Genomic DNA, 20,796 nt, shown 5'->3' with positions numbered 1-20,796 from the left:
TATCGTGGGATCGTGACCGATCTCCACGACGCAGACCCCCACATCGGCCCGGACTTCAGTGTCCTGAACGGCCGGGAGGCACTTCAGCAGCTCGTCGACCTGCACGACGTCACGCAGTTCACGGTCAACGACGACGATGACGACGACCCGGTCCTGCTGACGCTGCCCCACCGCAACGTCGTCGACACCTGGCGCCAGGACTATCCGTACTCCGAGCGCATGAGCCGGCGCGAGTACGAGGTCACCAAACGTCGTCTGCAGATCGAACTGCTCAAACTGCAGAAGTGGTCCAAGCAGACCGGGCAGCGGCACCTGCTGGTCTTCGAGGGCCGCGACGCCGCCGGCAAGGGTGGCACCATCAAACGCTTCAACGAACACCTCAACCCGCGCGGTGCGCGCGTGGTCGCGCTGGAGAAGCCCAGCGAGCGCGAGGCGACCGAGTGGTACTTCCAGCGTTACGTCCAGCATCTGCCCGCCGGCGGCGAGATGGTCTTCTTCGATCGCTCCTGGTACAACCGCGCCGGTGTCGAACGGGTGATGGGTTTTTGCAGCCCGCCGCAGTACACCCAGTTCATGTCGCAGGTCCCGGCCTTCGAGAAGATGCTCGTCGACGACGGCATCAACCTGGTGAAGTTCTGGTTCTCGGTGACCCCGCTCGAGCAGCGCACGCGGTTCGCCATCCGCCAGATCGACCCGGTTCGGCAGTGGAAGCTCTCGCCGATGGACCTCGCGTCGTTGGACAAGTGGGATGCCTACACCGAGGCCAAGGAGGCGATGTTCGCCGCCACCGACACCGACCACGCGCCGTGGACGGTGGTGAAGTCCAACGACAAGAAGCGGGCACGCATCAACGCGATGCGGCACGTGCTCAGCCTGTTCGAGTACGACGGCAAGAACCGCGAGTTCGTCGGCCGGCCCGACCCACTGATCGTCGGACGTGCCGCCGACGTCGTGGGGGAGTAGCCGTCGGGCGCAGGAGTGGGGGATCGGTAGCCTCGTGGGGTGCGTAGCTTTCTCAGTGCCCTGATGACGCTCGTCGCGATGGCTGCGACCGTGCTCGCGGTCCCCGCTCTCTGGCTCGATCTGCGCATCGTCGACCAGGACGGATTCGTCTCCACCGTGGCGCCGATGGCCGAGAACCAGAAGGTGAAGGACTACCTCGCCGACGAGATAGCCGCCCAGGCCACGGCCCGGACCGATCTCCCGATCGCGGGTGCACTGGTGCGTCCACTGGCCGGCAGATACACCGACAGCGAGCAGTTCCGGCTCGACTTCGCCGACGTCGTCGGTCAGCAGCACGCCTGGCTGTTCACCGAACCCGCCCCGGGCGAGGACACCTCCGTCATGCAGCTCGACATCACCGCGATGATCAACCGGGCGCTCAACCTGACCGGTACCCCGAACGAGATCTCGGGACCGGTCGTCGTCGAATTGACCAATGGTGCATCGGGTCTCGAGGCCGGTAGATATGCCGAGGTGGGGAAGCAGATCACCTTCCTCGCCCGGGTGGCGGCAGCGGTGGCGGTCATCGCCGGGCTCATCGCTCTGTTGCTGGCCAGACGGCGCAGCACCGTGTTCGCCTGGCTCGGCCTCGGGGCCGTCGCGGCCGGGGTCGCCAGCTGGGCCATCGGAATGTTCTTCGCCGACCGCGCCAAGCATGAGGTCTCCGGTGCCGAATCGTCGGGTCGGCAGGTCGCGGAACTGATCATCGACGGCGCCTACTCCGACCTCACCCACGTCGCGCTCATCGTCGGCGGTGTGGGGGTTGCGATGTTCGTCGTCGGACTCCTGGGCCGGGTGATCTTCGCCGGCCGGCGCTGAGCGAGTCGCTCCCTGAGGTGCGAGCGAAGCGATCGTCCAGCGCTCCCTGAGGTGCGAGCGAAGCGAGCCACGAAGGGCTCAGTGCCCGGCGAACGCCTCGGCGAGCCACCAGGATCCGCCGTCATTCGTGATCTTGGCGTCGATGACCAGCGGACCGGACGGTTCGGGTGATTCGAGTGATGCGACCCAGCGTCGTACGTCGTCGAGGTCGTCGAACCCGGTGACCGTCACGCCGGTGGCGCCATGGCCGCGGGCGATGGCGGCGATGTCGACCTCGGGAAACGTCACCGTGGTCATGTCGGCGTCGCCGAAGTGGTGTACTTCGGCGCCGTAGGCGGAGTCGTTGTAGACGATCACCACGAGTGGGAGTGCCAGGCGCACAGCGGTTTCCAGTTCGGAGATCGCCATCAGGAAGCCGCCGTCGCCGGTTCCGAGAACCGGGAGCCGACCGGGCTGGGCGATCGCCGCGCCGATCGCGGTGCCCAACCCGAGGCCGATCGACTGGAATGCCTGGGTGAAGCAGAAGCCGAACTCGTCGGGAACCGAGAGGTGCGTCGACGGGTAGCCCATGAAGTTGCCCGAATCGATCGAGAGAATCCGATCGATGGGCAGGATCTCGTCCACCGCGATGGTCAGGGAGCGCGGGTCGATCCGTCCCTCGACGGGTTCGGCGGTGACCGGTACGTCCTGCCACCGCGCGGACCCGGCGATCCGCCCGGCGACCTCGGGGGTGCGGTATCCGCTGTGCGTCAGCGGATCACCGGAAAGGGCGACGAGCACATCGGCAGCCGTGGCGGCACAATCTCCCACCACGCCGATGTCGACGGGACGGTGCGCACCGATCGCCTCGACCTCGACGTCGACCTGGGCCACGACGGTCTGATCGCCGATGAGGCGGCCGTGACGCATCGTCCACATGTTGAGCGCGCAACCCCACCCGACGATGAGGTCGGCGTCGGAGATGAGTTCGGCGACCGTCGGCGACGAGAAACCGCCGGAGATGCCCAGCGCGAACGGATTTCCGGCGAAGAGCCCGTTGGCGACGGCTGAGGTCGCGAGCAGCGCGCCGCCGGCCTCGGCGAGCGCGGTGATCTGCGGTCCGGCCTCGCGGCCGCCCCGACCCGCGACGAAGACCGGTCGACGGGACGCGCGGATGGCCGCGGCGAGGGTCTCGACCGACGTGGTGTCGGGCCGGACCCGCGGCGTCGCAACCGATGCGACGACCGGCCCGGTGATCTCGGCAGGAGCCGCGGCCACGTCGATCGCGACGTTCAGGACGACGGTCCGGCGCTGGGTCACCGCGGTGCGGTAGGCGCGGGTCACGTCGGCGACCACCGTGTCCGGTCCGTGGACGCGGTCGCTGACCGCGCCGACGCTCGTCGCCAGTGCGTCCTGGTCGATCCGGAAGTTCGACCGCAGCGCAGCCGCCGGGGCGTCGGCGGTCAGGACGATCATCGGGGTGCGACTCTTGGCCGCCTCGCCGATGCCGGTGACCGCGTTCGTCAGTCCGCAGCCCTGGTGCACGGTCAGCACACCCACCCGGCCCGACATACGCGAGTAGGCGTCGGCCATGGATGCCGCACCGCCTTCGTGACGAGCCGCGGTGAACCCGACCCCACCGGCGCGCAACGCATTCGTCATCACGAAGTTGCCGCTGCCGACGACCCCGAAGGCGTGACCGACGCCCAGGTCGGCGAGAACCCGGCCCACGACGTCGGCGACCGTGGGGCCGTACGTTGCTGCAGTGCCGGTCACACCGATCAGCTCTCGACGATCGCCAGGACCCGCGACGGGCTACCGGTACCACCGACGATCGGGAGCGGGCTGACGACGATCACGGCGCCGGTCGCCGGCAGCGAACCGAGGTTGCGGAGCGAGGTCAGGCCGTACTTGTCGTTGCCGAGGAAGTGGTAGTGGACGGGGAAGGCCGGATCGAAACCACCCGCGAGACGGCGTCGACGCCGACGGTCTCGACGCCGAGCCCGGCGATCTGCCGCTGCGTGGCCAGCCACTGCGCGCACTCGACCGAGACGCCGGGGGTGTGCGAGCCGGTCTCGTCGACGTTGAGGAACTCGGCCTCCGATCCGCCGCGCGACTCCCAACCGGTGCGCAGCAGGAGCCAGGCTCCCGGCAGCAGCTCGCCGTGATCGGCCTCCCACGCCTCGACGTCGGCGACCTCGAGCAGGTAGTCGGGGTTGTCGGCGACCTGGGCGGTCAAGTCGAGGACCGCGGCCGGCCCGATCAGCCGCTGCACCGGGATCTGGGAGACGTCGTCACCGTCGCGACCACTGATCCAGTGGATCGGCGCGTCGAGGTGGGTGCCGATGTGCTCCCCGGTGTGGATGTTGTTGTGCCGCCAGTACGGTCCGGGTTCGTTGTAGGCGCTGACCTCTTCGAGACTGAAGTCGATCAGGTTCACGAACGGGGCCGGCAACCGCAGGGCCGGAGTCGAACTCGACAGCGGGGTGGTCAGGTCGATCACCTGCAGGGATCCGTCGGCGAGGCCGGTGAGGAAACCAGAGAGTGCGGTGGCGCTCACTTGCGGGCGCCCCGCCAGTTCATACCCCAGCCGTATGCCTCGTCGATCTTGTCCTGAGCACCGCGGATGTAACGCACCTCGCGGTTGATCACCAGTTCGCCGCCGCGGTTCTCGAGCAGCGCGATCGCGCAGGAGATCGCGGACTGGTCGGCCTCGTCGAGACGGACCTCGATCTCCGGGCCACTGGCCGGGGACAACGTGACGACGCCGTTGGCGCTCGCCCAGTTGGGGGTGCCCTCGTAGATGTAGGCGAAGATCAGGATTCGACGGATCCGGTTGGTGGCGGAGAGGTCGATGTACATGTTCTCGCCGCCGGCGCCGCGCCGGTCGTCACCGTCCAGGCGGATGATCGGTTGTCCGTCGCGGGGTGCCTGGAATGAGTTGCCGAGGGCCTGGACGATTCCCTTGCTTCCGTCGGTGAACTCCCACAGGCAGGCGAGGTCGAGGTCGATGCCCTTGGCCTTGCGGAACAGGCCGCCGCCGGAGGAGTTCGCGGTCCAGCTGAGGTTGACGCGGACCTGACCGGTGGTCGCGCCCTGCTTGCTCAGGGAGATACTCGGCGCCGACTTGGTCAGGGTGATCTTGGAGAGCGACACCGGCTGGGCGGGCGGCTGCTGACCATAGGCGGGGGTCGGAGCCGGTGCCTGCTGGCCGTAGCCCGGTGCGGGCGGAGTCGATGGGGGCTGCGCAGGCGGTTGCGGCGGTTGGGCTTTCGGGCGCTTGGTGTAGTCGATCCCCATCTCGTTCCTCATCTCGTCGTGCTGACATCGTCGTCGGTGCCGGCGATCTGCTGCCCAGGGTAGTGGAGAGTCGACGGCGTCAGCAGCCGCGTGCAGGAGCCTGGGCCCGGGCGCTCCGGCCGAATGTCGAGGCGATGACCAGCGTGCCCTCCGCTGTCCGGCCGTCCGGCGTCGGTGCGGACGGGTGTGGTGTGCCTCCCGGCGTCGGTGAGAGAGTTCTGGAACGAACCGGCGGGTGGTCATGCGCTTGTCGCACCTCATGCATCAGGACTCGGGAGCCAGCTTCCGCCACAGGAACTCGAAGGCGAGTGCGGTCTTGAATGCGGCCTGCTTGTTGTCCGCGGCACCGCCGTGACCGCCCTCGATGTTCTCGTAGTACATCACCTCGTGGCCCGTCTCCTCCAGCCGCGCAACCAGTTTGCGGGCGTGGCCGGGATGGACGCGGTCGTCCCGGGTGGACGTCGTCACGAGGATCGGCGGGTACGAGGCATCCGCATCGATGTTCTGATAAGGCGAGAACGGCTGCATGAACTCCCACTGCTCGGGATCGTCGGGGTCGCCGTACTCGGCAACCCATGACGCGCCTGCGAGCAACAGGTGGTAGCGCTTCATGTCGATCAGCGGGACCTGGCACACCAACGCGCCGAAGAGCTCCGGGTAGCGGGTGAGCATGACGCCCATGAGGAGTCCACCGTTGGAACCCCCCTGTGCGCCGAGCTGTTCCGGGGTGGTGAGTCCGCTGTCGACGAGAGCCCCGGCGACGGCGGCGAAATCCTCGTACACCAGGTGGCGTCCGGCCTTCTGGGCCTGCGTGTGCCACGAGGGTCCGTACTCGCCGCCGCCGCGGATGTTCGCGATCACGTAGGTGCCACCGCGTTCGATCCAGTTCTTGCCGGAGATCGACAGGTAGTTCGGGGTGAGCGAGTTCTCGAAACCGCCGTAGCCGTACAGCAAGGTGGGGCCGGTGGTCACGTCCCGGCGGCGGATCACGAAGTAAGGGATCTGGGTCCCGTCCTCCGATGTCGCGAAATACTGTTCGGCGATCACCGATTCGGAGTCGAAGAACGTCGGGCTGCGCTTGATGACCCGAGGACTGGTGCCGTCGCTGTGCAGCAGACTCGGCGGATCGGTGAACGAGGCCGCCATCCAGAACACCTCGTCGCTCTCGTCGGGATCGGTGTCGAGAACCGACACGGTGGCGAGGTCCGGGAGGCCCGGGAAGTCGACGACCTCCCAGCTGCCGAGCTCGCGCACCTCGACCCGGGTGTGCACATCGTGCAACGTCACGATGATGAGATGTGAACGCGTGTAGGCATAGTCGACGAGGCTCGTGTGCGCGTCCGGGATGAACAGCACCGCGGCCTCGCGGCCGCCGGCACGGTAGTCGTCGTAGTCGAACGCGAGCAGGGTGCCCGGCGCGTGGGTCGTACCGGCGACCTCCCATTCCGACCTCGTCATCACCAGCAGCCAGTTCATCCGCACCCCGGCGTGAGCGTCGGTCGGGACGTCGACCAGTTCCGGTTCGCCGTCGCGCAGTTCGAACAACAGGGAGTTGAAGAAGTCCGTCGAACGCGAGACGAAGTGCCGCTCGAACCCGGGAGTGTCGTCGTAGGACGCGTGCACCGACACGTCGCTCTTCTCGCCGGCGAAGACCGTGATGGCGTCCTCGAGCGGCGCACCCCGCGACCAGCGCTTGGCCACGCGGGGATAGCCGGAGTCGGTCAGCGAGCCCACACCGTCCGGCCGTTCCCCGAAATCTGTTCCCACGTAGACGGTGTCGCGGTCGATCCAGCGCACATTCGACTTGTTCTCCGGCAACGTGAAGCCATCGGTGATCCACTGCCGCGACGGGATGTCGAACTCGCGGATCACGCTGGCGTCGGCACCACCCCGGGACAGCGACACCAGCGCGCGCTCGTACTCGGGCCGGAGCACCGTCGCGCCCGACCACACCCAGTTCTCGTCCTCGGTGCGAGCGAGTACGTCGATGTCGAGAATGATCTCCCATTCGGGCGCGTCGGTCACGTAGGACTCCAGCGTCGTCCGTCGCCAGAGCCCGCGAGGATTCGCCGCATCGCGCCAGAAGTTGTAGAGGAACTCGCCGCGACGCCGGACGAACGGGATGCGGTCGTCCGTGTCGAGGATCGCCAGGGCCGACGCCTCCATGTCGCGGAAGCGGTCCGACGACGAGAGCGTCTCGACGGTGGGTTCGTTGTGGGAGCGCACCCACGTCAGCGCCTCGTCGCCGGTGACGTCCTCGAGCCAGAGGAAGGGATCGTCGATGCTGGTGGAGATGGCGTCGGCCTGCTCGGTCATGGCGTCAAACTTACGCGGGCCGGGTGCCGGTCGCGGGTGTTGCGGGGCCCGCCCGCGGTACGTCTGTGCCTCGCTCGGCCGAAATCGTGCCGATGAACTGGGGAATCGCGACCTGGCGACGCACCACGCGGTATCTTCTCTGCGCGAGGATGAGGAGATCCGCATGCCCACTTTCGATTCGGCCCCCGTCCGGCGCCATGGCCGTGTTCGCGGCCGCTTCTCAGGCAGTTTCCCGCGACGACATGCTCCCCGATGGGGGCGGGTGCCGTTGGCGGTCTGTTCGGCGCTCTCGGTGGTGGCCCTCGTCGCCGCGTGTGACAGCGGGTCCTCCGGTACCGGCTCCCCGCCGACCGAACCGTCGGGGTCGTCGGCGTTGGTGAACCCGAACGCCGTCGTCGCGAGGCCGTTGCCGGCCGACGCGGTGGACAAGGCCGTCGGGCAGCTCGACGGGCTCGTCGAGTCGCTGATGTCGTCGACCGGATTGCCGGGTCTGGCGGTGGCGGTGGTGTCGGGCGGTGAGACCAAGTATGCGAAGGGATTCGGGGTCAAGGACGTGACCACGGGGCAGAAGGTCGATCCCGACACCGTCTTTCAGCTCGCGTCGGTGTCCAAATCCGTCGGGTCGACGGTGGTCGGCGCGGCGGTCACCGACAAGACCGTGGCCTGGGACATGCCCATCGTCGACGGGCTGCCCTGGTTCGCGCTCTCCGATCCGTACGTCACCCGCACGGTGACCGTCGGGGACATGTACTCGCACCGATCCGGACTGCCGGACCACGCCGGCGACAAACTCGAGGACATGGGTTATTCGCGGACCGAGGTTCTCCAGCGGCTCCGCTTCATGCCTCTCGACCCGTTCCGGATCAGCTACGCCTACACCAACTTCGGTGTGACCACCGGCGGTGAGGCGGTTGCCGCGAAGGCGGGCAAGGACTGGCCGACGCTGTCGCAGGATCTCATCTACGGACCACTGGGCATGACCAGCACCAGTTCCCGCTACGCGGATTTCGAGAAGCGGACCGACCGTGCCGTCGGGCACATCAAGATCGACGGCAAGTGGGCCAAGACCACCATCCCTCGTGACCCGGACGCCCAGACACCGGCCGGTGGGGTCAGCTCGACGGTCAACGACATGGCCACCTGGCTGAAGATGGTTCTGGCGCAGGGCAAGCACGACGGCGCGGAGATCGTCGCCCCGGACGCACTGCTGCCCGCGGTGTCGCCGCAGGTCGTGTCGAGTCCGCCGGCGAACCCGGACACGCGTGCCGGTTTCTACGGCTACGGCTTCAACGTGGGCGTGACGGCCGACGCCCGCACCCAGTTCAGCCACGCCGGCGCGTTCGCGTCCGGTGCAGGCACCGTGTTCGCGATGCTGCCATCTGCGGACACGGCGATCGTCGTGCTGTCCAACGCCGCACCCATCGGCGCGGTGGACGCGCTGGCCGCCGAGTTCATGGACCTCGTGCAGTTCGGCGAGATCCGCAGCGACTGGCGCGAGCTCTATGCCAAGGTCTATGCGCCCCTCAGCGTGCCGAACGGCGTGCTCGTCGGAAAGCAGCGTCCGGCGAATACCACGCCGTCACAGCCGATGCCGACGTTCGTGGGCACCTACGCGAACGCTGTGTACGGACCGGCCGAGGTCGTCGAACGGGACGGCAAGCTGTTCCTCGAAATGGGTCCGGGCGGCGTCCGCAAGCACGAACTCGCCCATTGGGACCGCAACACCTTCACCTTCACCCTGCACGACGAGAACGCCGAGATCGGCACGATCTCGCAGGTGACCTTCGACGGTCCGAAGATGACGGTCGAGTACTACGACGACGAGGAGAGCGACGGGGTCTTCCTGCGGAGGTGAGACGGGTTCGACCGTGCAACAGCTGTCGCGGATCGGTTCGACCGGCGACACGATCTGCGACAGCTGCCGTGAGCGTCAGCTCGTCGGCGATGCGGTGGCGAGCGGGTCGGGAACCTCGCCCGTGCGGATCGGGCACCGCGTGTGCGAGTAGATCGTCGGCATGCAGAGGTTGCAGTGGATGCACCGCGACTTCGTCGACGGGTCCGCGGCGATCCGCAGCGGCAGATCGGGTTCTCGCAGGACCGCGCGGGCCATCGCCATGAACTCGAAGCCCTCGGCCATCGCCATGTCCATCGACGCCCGGTCGGTGATGCCGCCGAGCAGGATCATGGGCAGGTCGACCGCCTTGCGCAGCTCGCGGGCGAGCGGCAGCAGATAGCCGTCGTGGTATTGGTAGCGCTTGAGGAAGACCGGTGCGAAAGTCTTGAGCCCGTATTTCATTGCGCCGGAGAAGGCGTCGGCGAACTCCTTGCGCGGGGCGTCCCCGTGGAACAGGTACATCGGGTTGAGCAGCGAGCTGCCCGCGGTGGGTTCGATGGCGTCGAGATGGCCGTCGGACTCCAGCAGCTGCGCCACCTGACATGCCTCGTCGACGTTGAAGCTGCTCAGCTTGGCGCGCCCCTTCGCCCGTGCCTCCGGAGACCGCTCGATGCCGGGCTTGCCCACGCCGTCGTAGGTGTTGAGCTTCACCCAGATCGCGGCCTCGTTCCCGACCTCCTCACGCACGCTCTCGACGACCTCGCGGGCGATGCGTGCGCGGTTGACCAGGCTCCCGCCGTAGCCGTCGCGACGATGGTTGAGCAGGGGAGACAGGAAGCTGGAGATGAGATAGTTGTGCCCGCAGTGGATCTCGAGCCCGTCGAAGCCGGAGTCGACGGCGATGCGGGCGGCCCGCCGGAACTTGATCCGCAACTCGGCGATGTCCTCGACAGATGCCGTGTGGGTCAACGACATCCCCATCGGTGCGGGGATGCGGCCCGGACCCCACGCCTTCGCGCGGTTGGACACCGAGTTGGCCACCGCGCCGGCATGGCCGAGCTGGGCGGCGGCGAGTGCGCCCTCGGAGTGGATGGCGTCGGTCAGCTTGCGCAGACCGGGCATCGCCTCGGGACGCATCCAGATCTGGTGACGGTCGGTGCGACCTTCCGGCGAGACGGCGCAGTAGGCGACGGTGCTCATCGCGACACCGCCGGCCGCGACCTCGCGGTGGAACTCGATCAGTTCGTCGGTGACGAGGGCGTCGGGCGTCATGCCCTCGAAGGTGGCGCATTTGATCAGTCGGTTCCGCAGGGTGAGCGGGCCGAGCTGCGCTGGGCTGAACGGTCCGGCGTCGGGGCTGTCCACGTCGGTTCCTCTCAATCGGTGTCGGTTTGGGTGGGCTGGCTTTCTGCTCCCTGAGGAAGCCCGGAGCTTGCGGAGGGCTGTCACGAAGGGGGCGCCGACAGCCCCGCGGTGACGAACTCCGCGAGGGCGGCGACGGCTTTGGCGTCGAGCGGCTCGGTGCTGCCGAAGCGCAGGAGGATCAGCTGCAAGGCGAGTGCCCAGCGTCGGCGTGCCGCGCCGGCGGGCAGTCCGGGGATGGCGTCCAGCAGGATGTCGGCGAACGGATCGAGGCCGAACCACCGGGCGGTCCAGCCGACCGTCGGGTGGTTGAGGACGAACCGTGACAGCAGCCGCAGGTGCAGGTGACCGGTCGGATCGCCTTGGAGCTCGACGAACGGTGCGAGCAGCACGTCGACGACGTGACGCACCGAGTCGGTCTCGGGATCGATCGACGCCAGGGCGTCGGCCCAGCACGGCGCCAGCCGGGATTCGAGCAGGGCGATCGTCAGGTCGTCCTTGGTTCCGAAGTGGTAGTGCACGGCCGCCGGGTTGGCGTCGGCGGCGGCGCAGATCGCGCGGACGGACACCTTGTCGTAGCCGTCGGCCAGGAAGAGCCGTTCGGCGACGGCGAGCAGGGTCTCGCGGGTACCGGCCGATCCGGCCCCGGGTGCCGCCGCATCGGTGGTCTGGGTCACAGTGGGATGAAACCACAGATCAAACAGCGTTTCAAACAGTGATTGAACCCGTCGCGGTGTTACCGGCGAGTAGTGGGGACGGACTGCGACGGACCATCGACGGGACGTAGGGTGGCAGGCGTGGCTGAACACTTTCAAACAGTTGTATTGGGTGCAGGTCCAGGTGGGTACGTAGCCGCGATCCGGGCGGCTCAGCTGGGCATGAAAACCGCCGTCATCGAGGAGAAGTACTGGGGCGGTGTGTGTCTCAACGTCGGATGTATCCCGTCCAAGGCGTTGCTCCGTAATGCCGAACTCGCGCACATCTTCAATCACCAGGCCAAGACCTTCGGCATGAGTGGCGACGTGTCCTTCGACTTCGGCGCGGCGTTCGACCGCAGCCGCAAGGTCTCGGACGGCATCGTCAAAGGCGTCCACTACCTGATGAAGAAGAACAAGATCACCGAGATCGACGGTTATGGCGTGTTCACCGATGCCAAGACCATCAAGGTCGGCGATCGGGAGATCACCTTCGACAACGTCATCATCGACACCGGCTCGACCGTGAAGCTGCTTCCGGGCGTCGAACTGTCGGAGAACGTGGTCACCTACGAGACCCAGATCCTCACCCGTGAGCTGCCCGAGTCCATCGTCATCGTCGGCGCGGGTGCGATCGGCATGGAGTTCGGCTACGTGCTCGCCAACTACGGTGTCGACGTCACCATCGTCGAGTTCCTCGACCGCGTCCTGCCCAACGAGGACGCCGACTCGTCGAAGGCCGTCGCCAAGGAATACAAGAAGCTCGGCGTCAAGCTGCTGACCTCCACCAAGGTGCAGTCGGTCACCGACAACGGCGACAGCGTCACCGTCACCTACAAGGACGCGAAGGACAAGGACGGCGAGCTGACCGTCGACAAGGTCCTCATGTCCGTCGGCTTCGCCCCGCGCGTCGAGGGTTTCGGTCTGGAGAAGACCGGCGTCGAGCTCACCGACCGCGGCGCCATCGCGATCGACGACTACATGCGCACCAACGTCGACGGCATCTATGCCATCGGTGACGTCACCGCCAAGCTGCAGCTCGCCCACGTCGCCGAGGCGCAGGGCGTCGTCGCCGCCGAGACCATCGCCGGTGCCGAGACGATGACCCTGGGTGACTACCGTTTCCTCCCGCGAGCCACCTTCTGCCAGCCGCAGGTCGCCTCCTTCGGACTCACCGAGGCGCAGGCCGAGGACGAGGGGTACAACGTGAAGGCCACCACGTTCCCGTTCACCGCCAACGGAAAGGCACAGGGGCTCGGCGAGACCACCGGCTTCGCGAAGCTGGTCACCAACGCCGACACCGACGAACTTCTCGGCGGACACCTGGTGGGCGACGGCGTTTCTGAACTTCTCCCCGAGCTGACGCTGGCCCACAAGTGGGATCTCACCGCCAAGGAGCTCGCACGCAACGTGCACACGCATCCGACGATGTCGGAGGCGCTGCAGGAAACGTTCCACGGCGCGATCGGGCACATGATCAATCTGTGAGCCGCGCGTCGGGTTGGTCGGCCACGGCGCGATCGGGCACATGATCTACCTCTGGCCACAGACAACGGCTGCTGCCGGTCCCATCCCGAAAAGGGGCGGGCCGGCGGCAGCCGTTGTGGTCTGTGCTGTGGGCGGGAACCGGGCGGGTGACTATTCCCCGGCCCGAGCCCGGCTGTTCTGGGTCTCGCTGTTCTGCGTCTCCGCGGCCTTCTCGAGCTTCTCGAGGATCTGCAACGACAGGAAGGTCATCGGCCCGTCGTCCTCGAACTTGTCACTGACGTTGCCGGCGAGTCCGCCCTCGACTGCCAGGCGGTCGCACAGGTCGAGCTTGAGTTGCGGCGAACCCTCGCTGAAGTCCAGATCGGCGAGGTCGACCCACACGATGTTCGGGCGGGTGGTCGATTCGTAGACGAAACGCTTGTTCGTCAGATCCGTGACCGTCTGCCAGATGGTCTGCGACGCATCCGGTTTGCCCGGGTCCGGGATGCGGAAGGGTTGCGCGGCGTTACGGATGACGCTGAAGATCGCGGCGATGGCCTCGAGCTGGGTGTCCGGCTGGGCGAGACGTTCGACGTAGTACGACGCGCGGGCGAATCGATCGGCGGCGAGGGTGGAACCCGGCAGGGGTTTGTCGCCGCCGAGTCCACGGATCTCCTTGACCAGCTCGAGCTGCTTGTCGAGGTCGGTGAATTGGTCATCACGCGGTAGGAGGGATCGTGGTAGACCTTCGGATGGCCGTCGATGTACTCGATGATCGCCGAGTCGCCGGTGGCGTCGTCGAGCGCCAGGTGGATGGTGGGCGGGGTGCCGCCGGTCGGGTCGTCCATCTGCACCACCTGGACGTCGGTTTCCTCCACCCACGCGACGGCGTCGGCGACCGTGGCGAAGTTGTCGAGGAAGTACTGCAACCAGATGGCCTGGCTGAGCGCGGTGCGCGACCCGTCGTAGGTGCCATAGGTGGATTCGGCCAGCCAGAGCACATGTCCCGCCAGACCGGCTTCGTTGAGCCCATCGACCGAGATGATGTCGAAGGCCGCCGCGATCACACTGCCGTACTTCGACGTCCAGGTCAGCTCACCCTCGACGCCGTCGTCGCGCTTCACGCCGCGTGGTTGCTTCCACAGGTTGGTCATCAGATCCTTGTGGAAATCCATGTTCCGGCCGACCAGCACCGAACCGTTGGCGTCGGGCCAGATCACTCGTGTGCACATGCGTTGTCACTGCCTAACTCATCGCGATGGGGATCGGTCTCCGCACAGACGGAGTCCGTCGCCGGTGAGCATACTCATGAGGATCTCGAATGTTCTGCCGCACAGTGAAGTCGGCGCATTCTTGACGCTGGGTCGGCAGGCGCCGGCACCCCGGCGCGGACTGTTCCGGTCCGCCCGGGAAGGGATCGCGCACCGGCGGCGACCGGGCTTCCCCGATCACCCGATTGCAGCCGACTCGAGGGCGGCAATTTCGTGACACAACAAGCGGTTCGGGCGGCAAATTTGAGCAGGTGCGGATTGCTCTGACACCGATTGCGGAACGCCTGGACAGATCGGTACGGGACACAGAAGCGGATGACGTGGGAGTTCGCCGCGATTCCGGCGTCCACCATCGAATTCGCACGTTCCAAAAGGTCCGCGCAGGCCTCTCCGGGATCGAATTGCGAATGCCCGGGAAGATCGGAATTCACGGTATAACCAAACGTTATGAGCACAACCATCCTGCACAATGCTCGTCTGATCGACGGGACCGGAGCCGACCCGATCGCCGACGCGGTTGTCGTGATCGACGACGGCAAGATCACCTACGCCGGTGCGGCTGCTGGTGCCCCGCAGATCGACGAGTCGGCGAAGCCGGTGAAGGTGGATGTCGGGGGCAACACCGTCACTCCCGGATTCTTCGACTGCCATGTGCATCTCTCGCTGCCGGGCACCAAGGGCTCACCGATCTCCGCAGCGATGGTCCGGCCGTCGTACCGCTACTTCGAGCTCATCGACCGCCTCAAGACCACGATCGGCGCCGGTGTCACCACCGTGCGTGACCTCATGGGCGTCGACGTCGGCGTTCGGGACGCGGTCGCCCACGGTCTCGTCGCCGGTCCGCGACTCCTGGTCGCCGACAAGATGCTCAGCCAGACCGGTGGCCACGCCGACTTCCACATCGCGTCCGGCCTCGACGGCACCGGCCTGATCGGCGGTCTCCTCGTGGACACCGTCGACGAGGCGCGCCGCGAGGTCCGCAAGCTGTTGCGCAGCGGTGTCGACGTCGTCAAGGTCGCCTCCAGCGGCGGTGTCTCCTCTCCCAGCGACGACCCGGACTGGCTGGGTGCCCGCACCGAGATCGTCGCCGCCCTCGTCGAAGAGGCCCACAACTACGGCGGTCGCAAGGTCGCGGCTCACGCCATCGGCCTCGCCGGGATCCAGGCCGCCGTCCAGGGTGGCGCGCATTCGATCGAACACGGCTACGCCCTCACCGACGAACTGCGCGCCGAGATGGTCGAGCGCGGTCAGTACCTGGTGCCCACCCTCATCGAGACCCTCAAGCCCGACACCGCGACCCCGCAGGCGGTCGCCAAATCCGAGAAGTGGCACAACCTGGCACACGAGTCCATCGCGGCGTCGATCGAGGCCGGGATCAAGGTCGCCGTGGGCACCGACGCCGGTCTGGTCCCCGACCACGGGGCGACCCTCGGCGAGCTCGGCTGCCTGGTGAAGTTCGGTGGCATGACCCCGATGCAGGCCATCGTCGCCGGCACCCGCACCTCCGCCGAGCTCTGCGACGTCGCCGACACCCTCGGCACCCTGGAGCCGGGCAAGCTCGCCGACGTGGTCGTCGTCAAGGGCGATCCGCTCGCCGCCATCGATTCGCTGGCCGACCACGACAACATCCTCCTGGTCCTCAAGGAGGGCAAGATCGCCTCCAACCGCGGCGGATACGCACTCTGATCGATCGCGGGGAGTGAACTCGTGGAAGCGCTGAATCGCTTCCTGTGACGCATCGACGAGAGCCGGTGACCAGTTCGGTCACCGGCTCTCGTCGTATCCCGGCACTCTTTTCACGGCCGGCGGTTCGGAATGGCCGATGAATTCTTCGCACACATATCCCGTCCTTTTCCGGAATTCGGCGAGAAACGGACCTAGGAAGTGCGGACTACGCTCGGAGCGGTGAGTGTCGTCGAACGTGTCCGCGAGTGGGAGTTGCCGTGGCCGCTCGACGTTCGGGGCACTGTCGGTCATCTTCGACGGGGAGCCGGTGACCCCACGTTCGTCTACGGCAGCGACGGGTCGATCTGGCGCGCTGTACAGACCCCCGACGGCCCGGGCACCGAGACCCTGCGAATCGACGGTTCCCGAGTGCTGGGACGTGCATGGGGTCCGGGAGCCGACTGGCTGCTCGAGCAGTTGCCGGACTTCCTCGGTGCCTCCGACGACCCGCAGGCGATGACCGTGCACGACGACGTGGTCGCCGGACTCGTCCGGCGGTCGGTGGGCCTGCGCATCGGCCGGACCGACCGGGTGTGGGAGGCGCTCGTACCGGCGATCCTCGAGCAGAAGGTGGTCGGCGCCGAGGCCTTCCGCGCGTGGCGATATCTGGTGCGCCGCTTCGGCGAACCGGCGCCCGGTCCGGTACCCGACACGATGCGTGTGCCGCCGCCGCGGGCCGCGTGGGCCGACATCCCGTCGTGGGAGTGGCACCGGAGCGGCATCGAACCGGTGCGCATGCGCACGATCCGCGGCGCGACCGTGATGGACGTGGAGCGCCACCACGACCGGCTCCGGCTCCTACGGGGCGTGGGGCGCTGGACCGAGGCGGAGACGCGTGCGCGTGCGGTCGGCGACACCGACGCGGTGTCGGTCGGTGACTATCACATCCCGACACTGGTGGGCATGACCCTCATCGGCGAACCGGTCGACGACGCGGGCATGCTCGAACTGCTGGAACCCTATGCCGGACAACGGCGTCGGATCATCCGGATGGTCGAGCTGCACGGCGTCCGCCGAGAGCGGCGAGGACCGCGGATGACGGTGCGCGACTACCGGTCCTTCTGACCCGGAGCGTCAGCGTGATGCATCCGAGGGTGACGAGGGTCAGCGCGATCGCGCCGCAGTAGAGGAGTCCTCCGGTGGGACCCCACGGCGGCATGAACGCGAGTTCCTGTCCGGTGCCGAAGGTTCCGTTGAGAAAGGGCATGTACTGCTGCAGCGTATAACCGTCGGGCACCAGGCTGATCGCGTTCTCGATGACGTACGCCCAACCTAGCAGTGTCACAACGGTTCCCGCGGGGTGGCCGATGATCGCGGCGAGTCCGATGCCGATCCCGACCGCGAACACCGCGAAGACCGGCACCGCGATCAGGAAGCGTACCCCCTCCGCCGAACCGATGTCGACCCCGCTGTAGACCTTCGGGAAGAAGGTGGGCAGCATCGCCATGACCAGCGCGACCAGTGCCGCGCTACACAGGGCGGCGCCAGTGCCGTAGGCGATCCACCGGGAGACCAGACCGGTCCAGCGCCGCGGGTAGAGGTGGCGGGCGAGCTCTCCCAGCGCACCGCGCTCCGCGGTCGCCTGGGCGTAGGCGGCGACCACGGCCCAGATCATCACGGTGAAGGTGATGACCCAGTAGACCGAATTGGTCGTGGTGACCGAGGTGACCTGGATGCTGCCCGAGATCGACGCGAACCGTTCGGCGACGGTGGCGACGCCGAAAGTGATGACGAGGGGCAGAAGTACCGCTCCCGGGATCAGCCCGTAGAGCAGAATGCTGCGTGCACCGCCGACACGGGTGAGCTCGGCGCGGGTGCCGCGACGGATCTGGCCCACCACGGCCGCGAGTGTGGTGGTCATGGGGTGACTCCTGCGGGTGTCCGGCCGGCCGCCGCGGCGAGGTATGCCTCCTCGAGATCCGCATGCCCACCGATGAATTCGGTCAGCGGCGCATCGGCGGTGACATGACCGGAATCCAGGACGACGACGCGGTCGGCGGTGCGGGCCACCTCGTCGAGGTGGTGAGAGGCGATGAGCAGGCGGCGGCCGTCGTCGGCGAGGTCCCGGAGAAGGCCTCGGAGCCAACGGATGCCGTCGATGTCGAGACCGTTGACCGGCTCGTCGAGGATGAGCGTCCGGGCGTCGCCCAGGAGCGCGGTCGCGATCCCGAGCCGCTGCCGCATGCCCAGGGAGTAGTCGACGACCCGGCGGTCGGCGACGTCGGAGAGTCCGACGAGGTCGAGGACCTCGGCCACCCGGCCGGTCGGGATCCCGCCGGCCCGGGCGAGCCAGGTCAGGTGGCGCCGGGCGGTGTGTCCGGGATGGGCGCCGTCGGTGCCCAGGTGCATACCGATCACCGTCGATGGTGTGGCGAGTTCGGCGAATCGCTTGCCGTCGAAGAGGATTCGTCCCGCAGAGGGCGGGATCACACCGCAGATGGTCCGCAGTAGCGTGGTCTTTCCGGTGCCGTTGCGGCCGAGCAGATAGACGAGCTCACCGTCGTCGACATGAGTGGTGATCCCATCGAGAACGGCCTGCCCGCCCACTCGGACGGACAGGCCGTTGATGTCGAGCACGCCGATCAGCTGTTGCAGTAGATGTTCAGGCCGACGGTCTTGACGCCCTGGCACAGCGAGCTCGCCGCGAGCTTCCAGTTGCCGTCGAGCTTCTTGAACTCGATCGTCATGCGGATCGTGGGACGGCCGGCCGAGCCGCTGTTGAGCGTGGCGGTGACACTGTTGCCCTTCTGGACCAGGGGGCCGGTCACGTCGTTCCAGCCACGAGGCGCACGGAAGAGGCCGAGTGAGTACACGGTCTTCGGGACGATCACGGCGTTCATGCCGCCCTCGACGTTGGCTGCCTTGGCCTGATCCGACGCCGGCGTCTCGACCAGGAACTCGACGATGTCGTTGAGATCGGCGAGCGTGGGACGGTCGGCGGTGACCTTGAAGTTCGGCGGGAAGGTCTTGGCGGCCGAGGCGCCGCCGGTGGCCGATACGAGCCCGATGACGGCCACGAGCGTCGCGAGCGCGGCGATGGTCATCCTCCGGATGAGCTGCATGACGTGGTTCTCCTGTGTCCGGCGGTGGTCGTTCGCCAACGCCTTTGGAGTAACTTAATCCTCAAAAATGATTGAGGCAAGCCTTACCTATGTACGTGTCTCAGGGGAGGGCTGCGCCGCGTCGCACCGGGGCCAGTCGCAGCACGATCTCGCAGTTGCCGCCGGACGGATCCGGGGCGACGCTGACGGCATACTGCGAACTGAGTGCGGGGGAACTCGCGGCAAGTGCCTGCTCGATGACCCCGCGAGCGATTCCGCGGGCGACCTCGGGGTGCGTGCGGGCGATGTCCTGCAACGGGCACGAGCACAGTCGTAGTTCGTGGGAACCGAAGGCGCTCACCATGTTCGACACCTGGAAGCCCAGTTCGCCGAGGGTTTGGGCGGCGACGGTCACGGGGTCGGGCAGATCGGCGGCAGGCACGGGGTGCGCATGCTGTTCGGCCCAGAGGCGACCGGCCTCGGCGCCGGCGTGCTCGCGAGCCGCCGTCGTGCTGCCGAGCTGTCCGAGGAGATGGCCCAGCAGCGCGCCGGTGGGCGCCTGCCGGACCATCCGATAACCGACGCGGGGACGTCCGACGCCTGCGGTCGGGACCGTCGTGGTCTCGACCCGCCCCTCCTCGACAAGTTTGGCGAGGTGGAAGCGGGCCGTGGTGACATGCAGGTCGAGGCGTGCCGAGATCTCTCCGGCGACCATCGGCGCGGCCGATTCGGTGAGCAGGGCGATGATCTTGTCGCGCTGCTTGGTCGCCATGGGTTCCTCTCGATCTCGACGCGCACCGCGCGCGCCGACGCGGAGTTCAGTTCGCAGTCGGATTCTCCAACACCACCAGTGTGACCACTGCATCGGTCCGCGCTTCGAGGGCGTGCGGGATGTCGGCGTTCACGTGGATCGCGACGCCCGCCTCGAGGCGCGTCGTGTCGTCACCCACGGTGAAGTCGATCTCGCCGCTCTGACCGATGACCAGGATCGGCCGGCCCGCGCGATGGTCGGGCATCGTCTGCCCGGCGAGGAAGGACAGACGCACGACGTTGGCACCGTCGTTGCGAGAGAGCACCGAGAGGTCGGGACGGTCGCCGGCCTTGCCGGTGTTCTCGGCAAGGCCGGTGATCACGGTGGTGTCGCTCATGCCGCGACCTCCGGCTTCGTCGCGATGATCTCGATGGCAGCCAGATGCGACTTGTACTTGGTGAAGGTCGAACGCATCGCGAGCACGCGTTTGCGGGCGTCGGCGTCGCGGATGACGTTGCCGACGAACTTAAGTGCGCGGCCGAGGCCCTCGTCGGCGATCACGCGGCGCGGTTCCAGCAGCGCCATCTCGGCGAACTTGACGGTGGTGACCTCGAAGCCGGCGTCGGTCAGCAGCTTTCGCCACTCTGCCTCGGTGAGTGGTCGCGCGTTGACTTTGATCGACCGTGCCAGGGACTTGCGGATCTCGGTCTTGTCCTCGTCGGGAAGGGTGTCGGGATTGATCGCCAGCTCGTGGATCGCGTAGCGGCCGCCGGGGCGCAGCACGCGGAACGCCTCCCCGACGATCTCGGCCTTGTTGCGGTCGGACTGCATCGTCAGCATCGCCTCGCCGACGGCGACGTCGGTGCTCGCGTCGTCGAGTCCGGTGGCCGATGCGTCCCCGGCGACGACCCGACCGCGATCGCCGATGACATCCTTGGTGAGGACGACGGCATCCGGATCGTCGTCGACGCCGACGTAACTGCGTGGCGATCGCTCGAGGATCGACGTGGCGGTCTTGCCCAGGCCGGGGGCGATCTCGAGTACGTCGGCGCCGTTGATGCGGGCGTCGTCGAGCAGGCTCTCGGTGAGCTCCCGTCCACCGGGACGCAGCACTCGCTTGCCGAGCCGGGCGAGCAGCCAATGTCCCGGCATGTCCTCGGTCTTACGCCGCCCGAACGGCAGCTGATCGGCGGACGAAGTTTCGTTAGTCATACCTAACCTCCCTATTTCGAGG

General features: G+C 67.4%; 17 protein-coding genes and 2 pseudogenes. 6 read left to right on the top strand and 13 right to left on the bottom strand.

The features are described from left to right. Positions 1 to 12: 12 nt before the first annotated feature. Both ppk2 and GOAMI_RS12245 read left to right on the top strand, forming a co-directional pair. Positions 13 to 963, top strand: a complete 951-nt coding sequence (ppk2, locus tag GOAMI_RS12250; RefSeq protein ID WP_024500235.1) for a polyphosphate kinase 2 — start codon at positions 13 to 15, stop codon at positions 961 to 963. Between the two features lie 63 nt (positions 964 to 1,026). Continuing rightward, a complete protein-coding gene (locus GOAMI_RS12245; protein WP_051995411.1) occupies positions 1,027 to 1,821 on the top strand; it encodes a hypothetical protein in 795 nt (264 codons plus the stop codon). A gap of 78 nt (positions 1,822 to 1,899) precedes the next feature. On the opposite strand, the gene GOAMI_RS12240 is transcribed toward GOAMI_RS12245, so the two are convergent. From GOAMI_RS12240 to GOAMI_RS12225, 4 genes and pseudogenes are all read right to left on the bottom strand, one after another. After that, on the bottom strand, positions 1,900 to 3,576 hold the full coding sequence (locus GOAMI_RS12240) for a thiamine pyrophosphate-binding protein (RefSeq protein WP_006436832.1): 1,677 nt from the start codon (positions 3,574 to 3,576) through the stop codon (positions 1,900 to 1,902). A gap of 5 nt (positions 3,577 to 3,581) precedes the next feature. Then, a pseudogene (locus GOAMI_RS12235) lies at positions 3,582 to 4,360 on the bottom strand (cyclase family protein). Next, positions 4,357 to 5,100, bottom strand: coding sequence for a TerD family protein (locus GOAMI_RS12230; RefSeq protein ID WP_006436830.1), 744 nt, complete (start codon positions 5,098 to 5,100; stop codon positions 4,357 to 4,359). Before GOAMI_RS12230 ends, GOAMI_RS12235 begins: the two are co-directional and overlap by 4 nt. A 264-nt stretch (positions 5,101 to 5,364) precedes the next feature. Further along, positions 5,365 to 7,416 carry a prolyl oligopeptidase family serine peptidase gene (locus tag GOAMI_RS12225; RefSeq protein WP_006436829.1) on the bottom strand — a complete coding sequence of 684 codons (2,052 nt, stop codon included), beginning with the start codon at positions 7,414 to 7,416 and terminating at the stop codon, positions 5,365 to 5,367. Between the two features lie 262 nt (positions 7,417 to 7,678). Here GOAMI_RS12225 and GOAMI_RS12220 point away from each other — a divergent pair, with 262 nt between their 5' ends. Next, positions 7,679 to 9,271, top strand: coding sequence for a serine hydrolase (locus GOAMI_RS12220; RefSeq protein WP_006436828.1), 1,593 nt, complete (start codon positions 7,679 to 7,681; stop codon positions 9,269 to 9,271). A gap of 75 nt (positions 9,272 to 9,346) precedes the next feature. Here the strand turns inward: GOAMI_RS12220 and GOAMI_RS12215 are convergent, their stop codons facing one another. Next, positions 9,347 to 10,615: an NADH:flavin oxidoreductase gene (locus GOAMI_RS12215; RefSeq protein WP_006436827.1), complete on the bottom strand. Its 1,269-nt coding sequence runs from the start codon at positions 10,613 to 10,615 to the stop codon at positions 9,347 to 9,349. Positions 10,616 to 10,695: 80 nt separating this feature from the next. Next, the gene (locus tag GOAMI_RS12210) at positions 10,696 to 11,289 is read right to left on the bottom strand and encodes a TetR/AcrR family transcriptional regulator (RefSeq protein WP_006436826.1); all 594 of its coding nucleotides are present in this window, start codon (positions 11,287 to 11,289) and stop codon (positions 10,696 to 10,698) included. 120 nt (positions 11,290 to 11,409) lie between these two features. On the opposite strand from GOAMI_RS12210, the gene lpdA reads away from it, so the two are divergent. Then, positions 11,410 to 12,795, top strand: a complete 1,386-nt coding sequence (gene lpdA, locus GOAMI_RS12205; RefSeq protein WP_006436825.1) for a dihydrolipoyl dehydrogenase — start codon at positions 11,410 to 11,412, stop codon at positions 12,793 to 12,795. A 150-nt stretch (positions 12,796 to 12,945) separates the two neighbouring features. Here lpdA and GOAMI_RS12200 read toward each other — a convergent pair. Continuing rightward, positions 12,946 to 14,006 (bottom strand): annotated as a pseudogene (locus GOAMI_RS12200) (linear amide C-N hydrolase). A gap of 486 nt (positions 14,007 to 14,492) precedes the next feature. On the opposite strand from GOAMI_RS12200, the gene GOAMI_RS12195 reads away from it, so the two are divergent. Both GOAMI_RS12195 and GOAMI_RS12190 read left to right on the top strand, forming a co-directional pair. Continuing rightward, a complete protein-coding gene (locus GOAMI_RS12195; RefSeq protein ID WP_006436822.1) occupies positions 14,493 to 15,731 on the top strand; it encodes an amidohydrolase family protein in 1,239 nt (412 codons plus the stop codon). Between the two features lie 219 nt (positions 15,732 to 15,950). Next, the gene (locus GOAMI_RS12190) at positions 15,951 to 16,835 is read left to right on the top strand and encodes a DNA-3-methyladenine glycosylase family protein (RefSeq protein WP_040004800.1); all 885 of its coding nucleotides are present in this window, start codon (positions 15,951 to 15,953) and stop codon (positions 16,833 to 16,835) included. Here GOAMI_RS12190 and GOAMI_RS12185 read toward each other — a convergent pair. The 6 genes from GOAMI_RS12185 to GOAMI_RS12160 form a co-directional block, all read right to left on the bottom strand. Then, positions 16,753 to 17,631, bottom strand: a complete 879-nt coding sequence (locus tag GOAMI_RS12185; RefSeq protein WP_006436820.1) for a hypothetical protein — start codon at positions 17,629 to 17,631, stop codon at positions 16,753 to 16,755. The two genes, GOAMI_RS12190 and GOAMI_RS12185, sit on opposite strands and share 83 nt — an antisense overlap. Beyond that, positions 17,628 to 18,347, bottom strand: a complete 720-nt coding sequence (locus GOAMI_RS12180; RefSeq protein ID WP_006436819.1) for an ATP-binding cassette domain-containing protein — start codon at positions 18,345 to 18,347, stop codon at positions 17,628 to 17,630. Before GOAMI_RS12180 ends, GOAMI_RS12185 begins: the two co-directional genes overlap by 4 nt. Before the next feature lie 5 nt (positions 18,348 to 18,352). Then, positions 18,353 to 18,832 (bottom strand): MTB12 C-terminal domain-containing protein, encoded by a 480-nt coding sequence (locus GOAMI_RS12175; protein WP_006436818.1) that lies wholly within the window; start codon positions 18,830 to 18,832, stop codon positions 18,353 to 18,355. Between the two features lie 100 nt (positions 18,833 to 18,932). Continuing rightward, positions 18,933 to 19,583: a helix-turn-helix transcriptional regulator gene (locus GOAMI_RS12170; RefSeq protein WP_006436817.1), complete on the bottom strand. Its 651-nt coding sequence runs from the start codon at positions 19,581 to 19,583 to the stop codon at positions 18,933 to 18,935. Between the two features lie 46 nt (positions 19,584 to 19,629). Further along, positions 19,630 to 19,959: a cupin domain-containing protein gene (locus GOAMI_RS12165; RefSeq protein ID WP_006436816.1), complete on the bottom strand. Its 330-nt coding sequence runs from the start codon at positions 19,957 to 19,959 to the stop codon at positions 19,630 to 19,632. Next, complete coding sequence (locus GOAMI_RS12160; RefSeq protein WP_006436815.1) at positions 19,956 to 20,774, bottom strand: class I SAM-dependent methyltransferase; 819 nt, start codon at positions 20,772 to 20,774, stop codon at positions 19,956 to 19,958. Before GOAMI_RS12160 ends, GOAMI_RS12165 begins: the two co-directional genes overlap by 4 nt. Between the last annotated feature and the right edge of the window lie 22 nt (positions 20,775 to 20,796).

Source organism: Gordonia amicalis NBRC 100051 = JCM 11271, from assembly GCF_000332995.1.
Taxonomy (GTDB): Bacteria; Actinomycetota; Actinomycetes; order Mycobacteriales; family Mycobacteriaceae; genus Gordonia; species Gordonia amicalis.
This window is presented reverse-complemented; position numbering and strand designations above follow the sequence as displayed.

Excerpts from the sequence above, each read along its gene's own strand:
- GOAMI_RS12245 (WP_051995411.1), top strand. The coding sequence starts at position 1,027 with ATGACGCTCGTCGCGATGGCTGCGACCGTGCTCGCGGTCCCCGCTCTC.
- GOAMI_RS12230 (WP_006436830.1), bottom strand. The coding sequence starts at position 5,100 with ATGGGGATCGACTACACCAAGCGCCCGAAAGCCCAACCGCCGCAACCG.
- GOAMI_RS12225 (WP_006436829.1), bottom strand. The coding sequence starts at position 7,416 with ATGACCGAGCAGGCCGACGCCATCTCCACCAGCATCGACGATCCCTTC.
- GOAMI_RS12195 (WP_006436822.1), top strand. The coding sequence starts at position 14,493 with ATGAGCACAACCATCCTGCACAATGCTCGTCTGATCGACGGGACCGGA.
- GOAMI_RS12185 (WP_006436820.1), bottom strand. The coding sequence starts at position 17,631 with ATGACCACCACACTCGCGGCCGTGGTGGGCCAGATCCGTCGCGGCACC.
- GOAMI_RS12175 (WP_006436818.1), bottom strand. The coding sequence starts at position 18,832 with ATGCAGCTCATCCGGAGGATGACCATCGCCGCGCTCGCGACGCTCGTG.
- GOAMI_RS12170 (WP_006436817.1), bottom strand. The coding sequence starts at position 19,583 with ATGGCGACCAAGCAGCGCGACAAGATCATCGCCCTGCTCACCGAATCG.
- GOAMI_RS12165 (WP_006436816.1), bottom strand. The coding sequence starts at position 19,959 with ATGAGCGACACCACCGTGATCACCGGCCTTGCCGAGAACACCGGCAAG.
- GOAMI_RS12160 (WP_006436815.1), bottom strand. The coding sequence starts at position 20,774 with ATGACTAACGAAACTTCGTCCGCCGATCAGCTGCCGTTCGGGCGGCGT.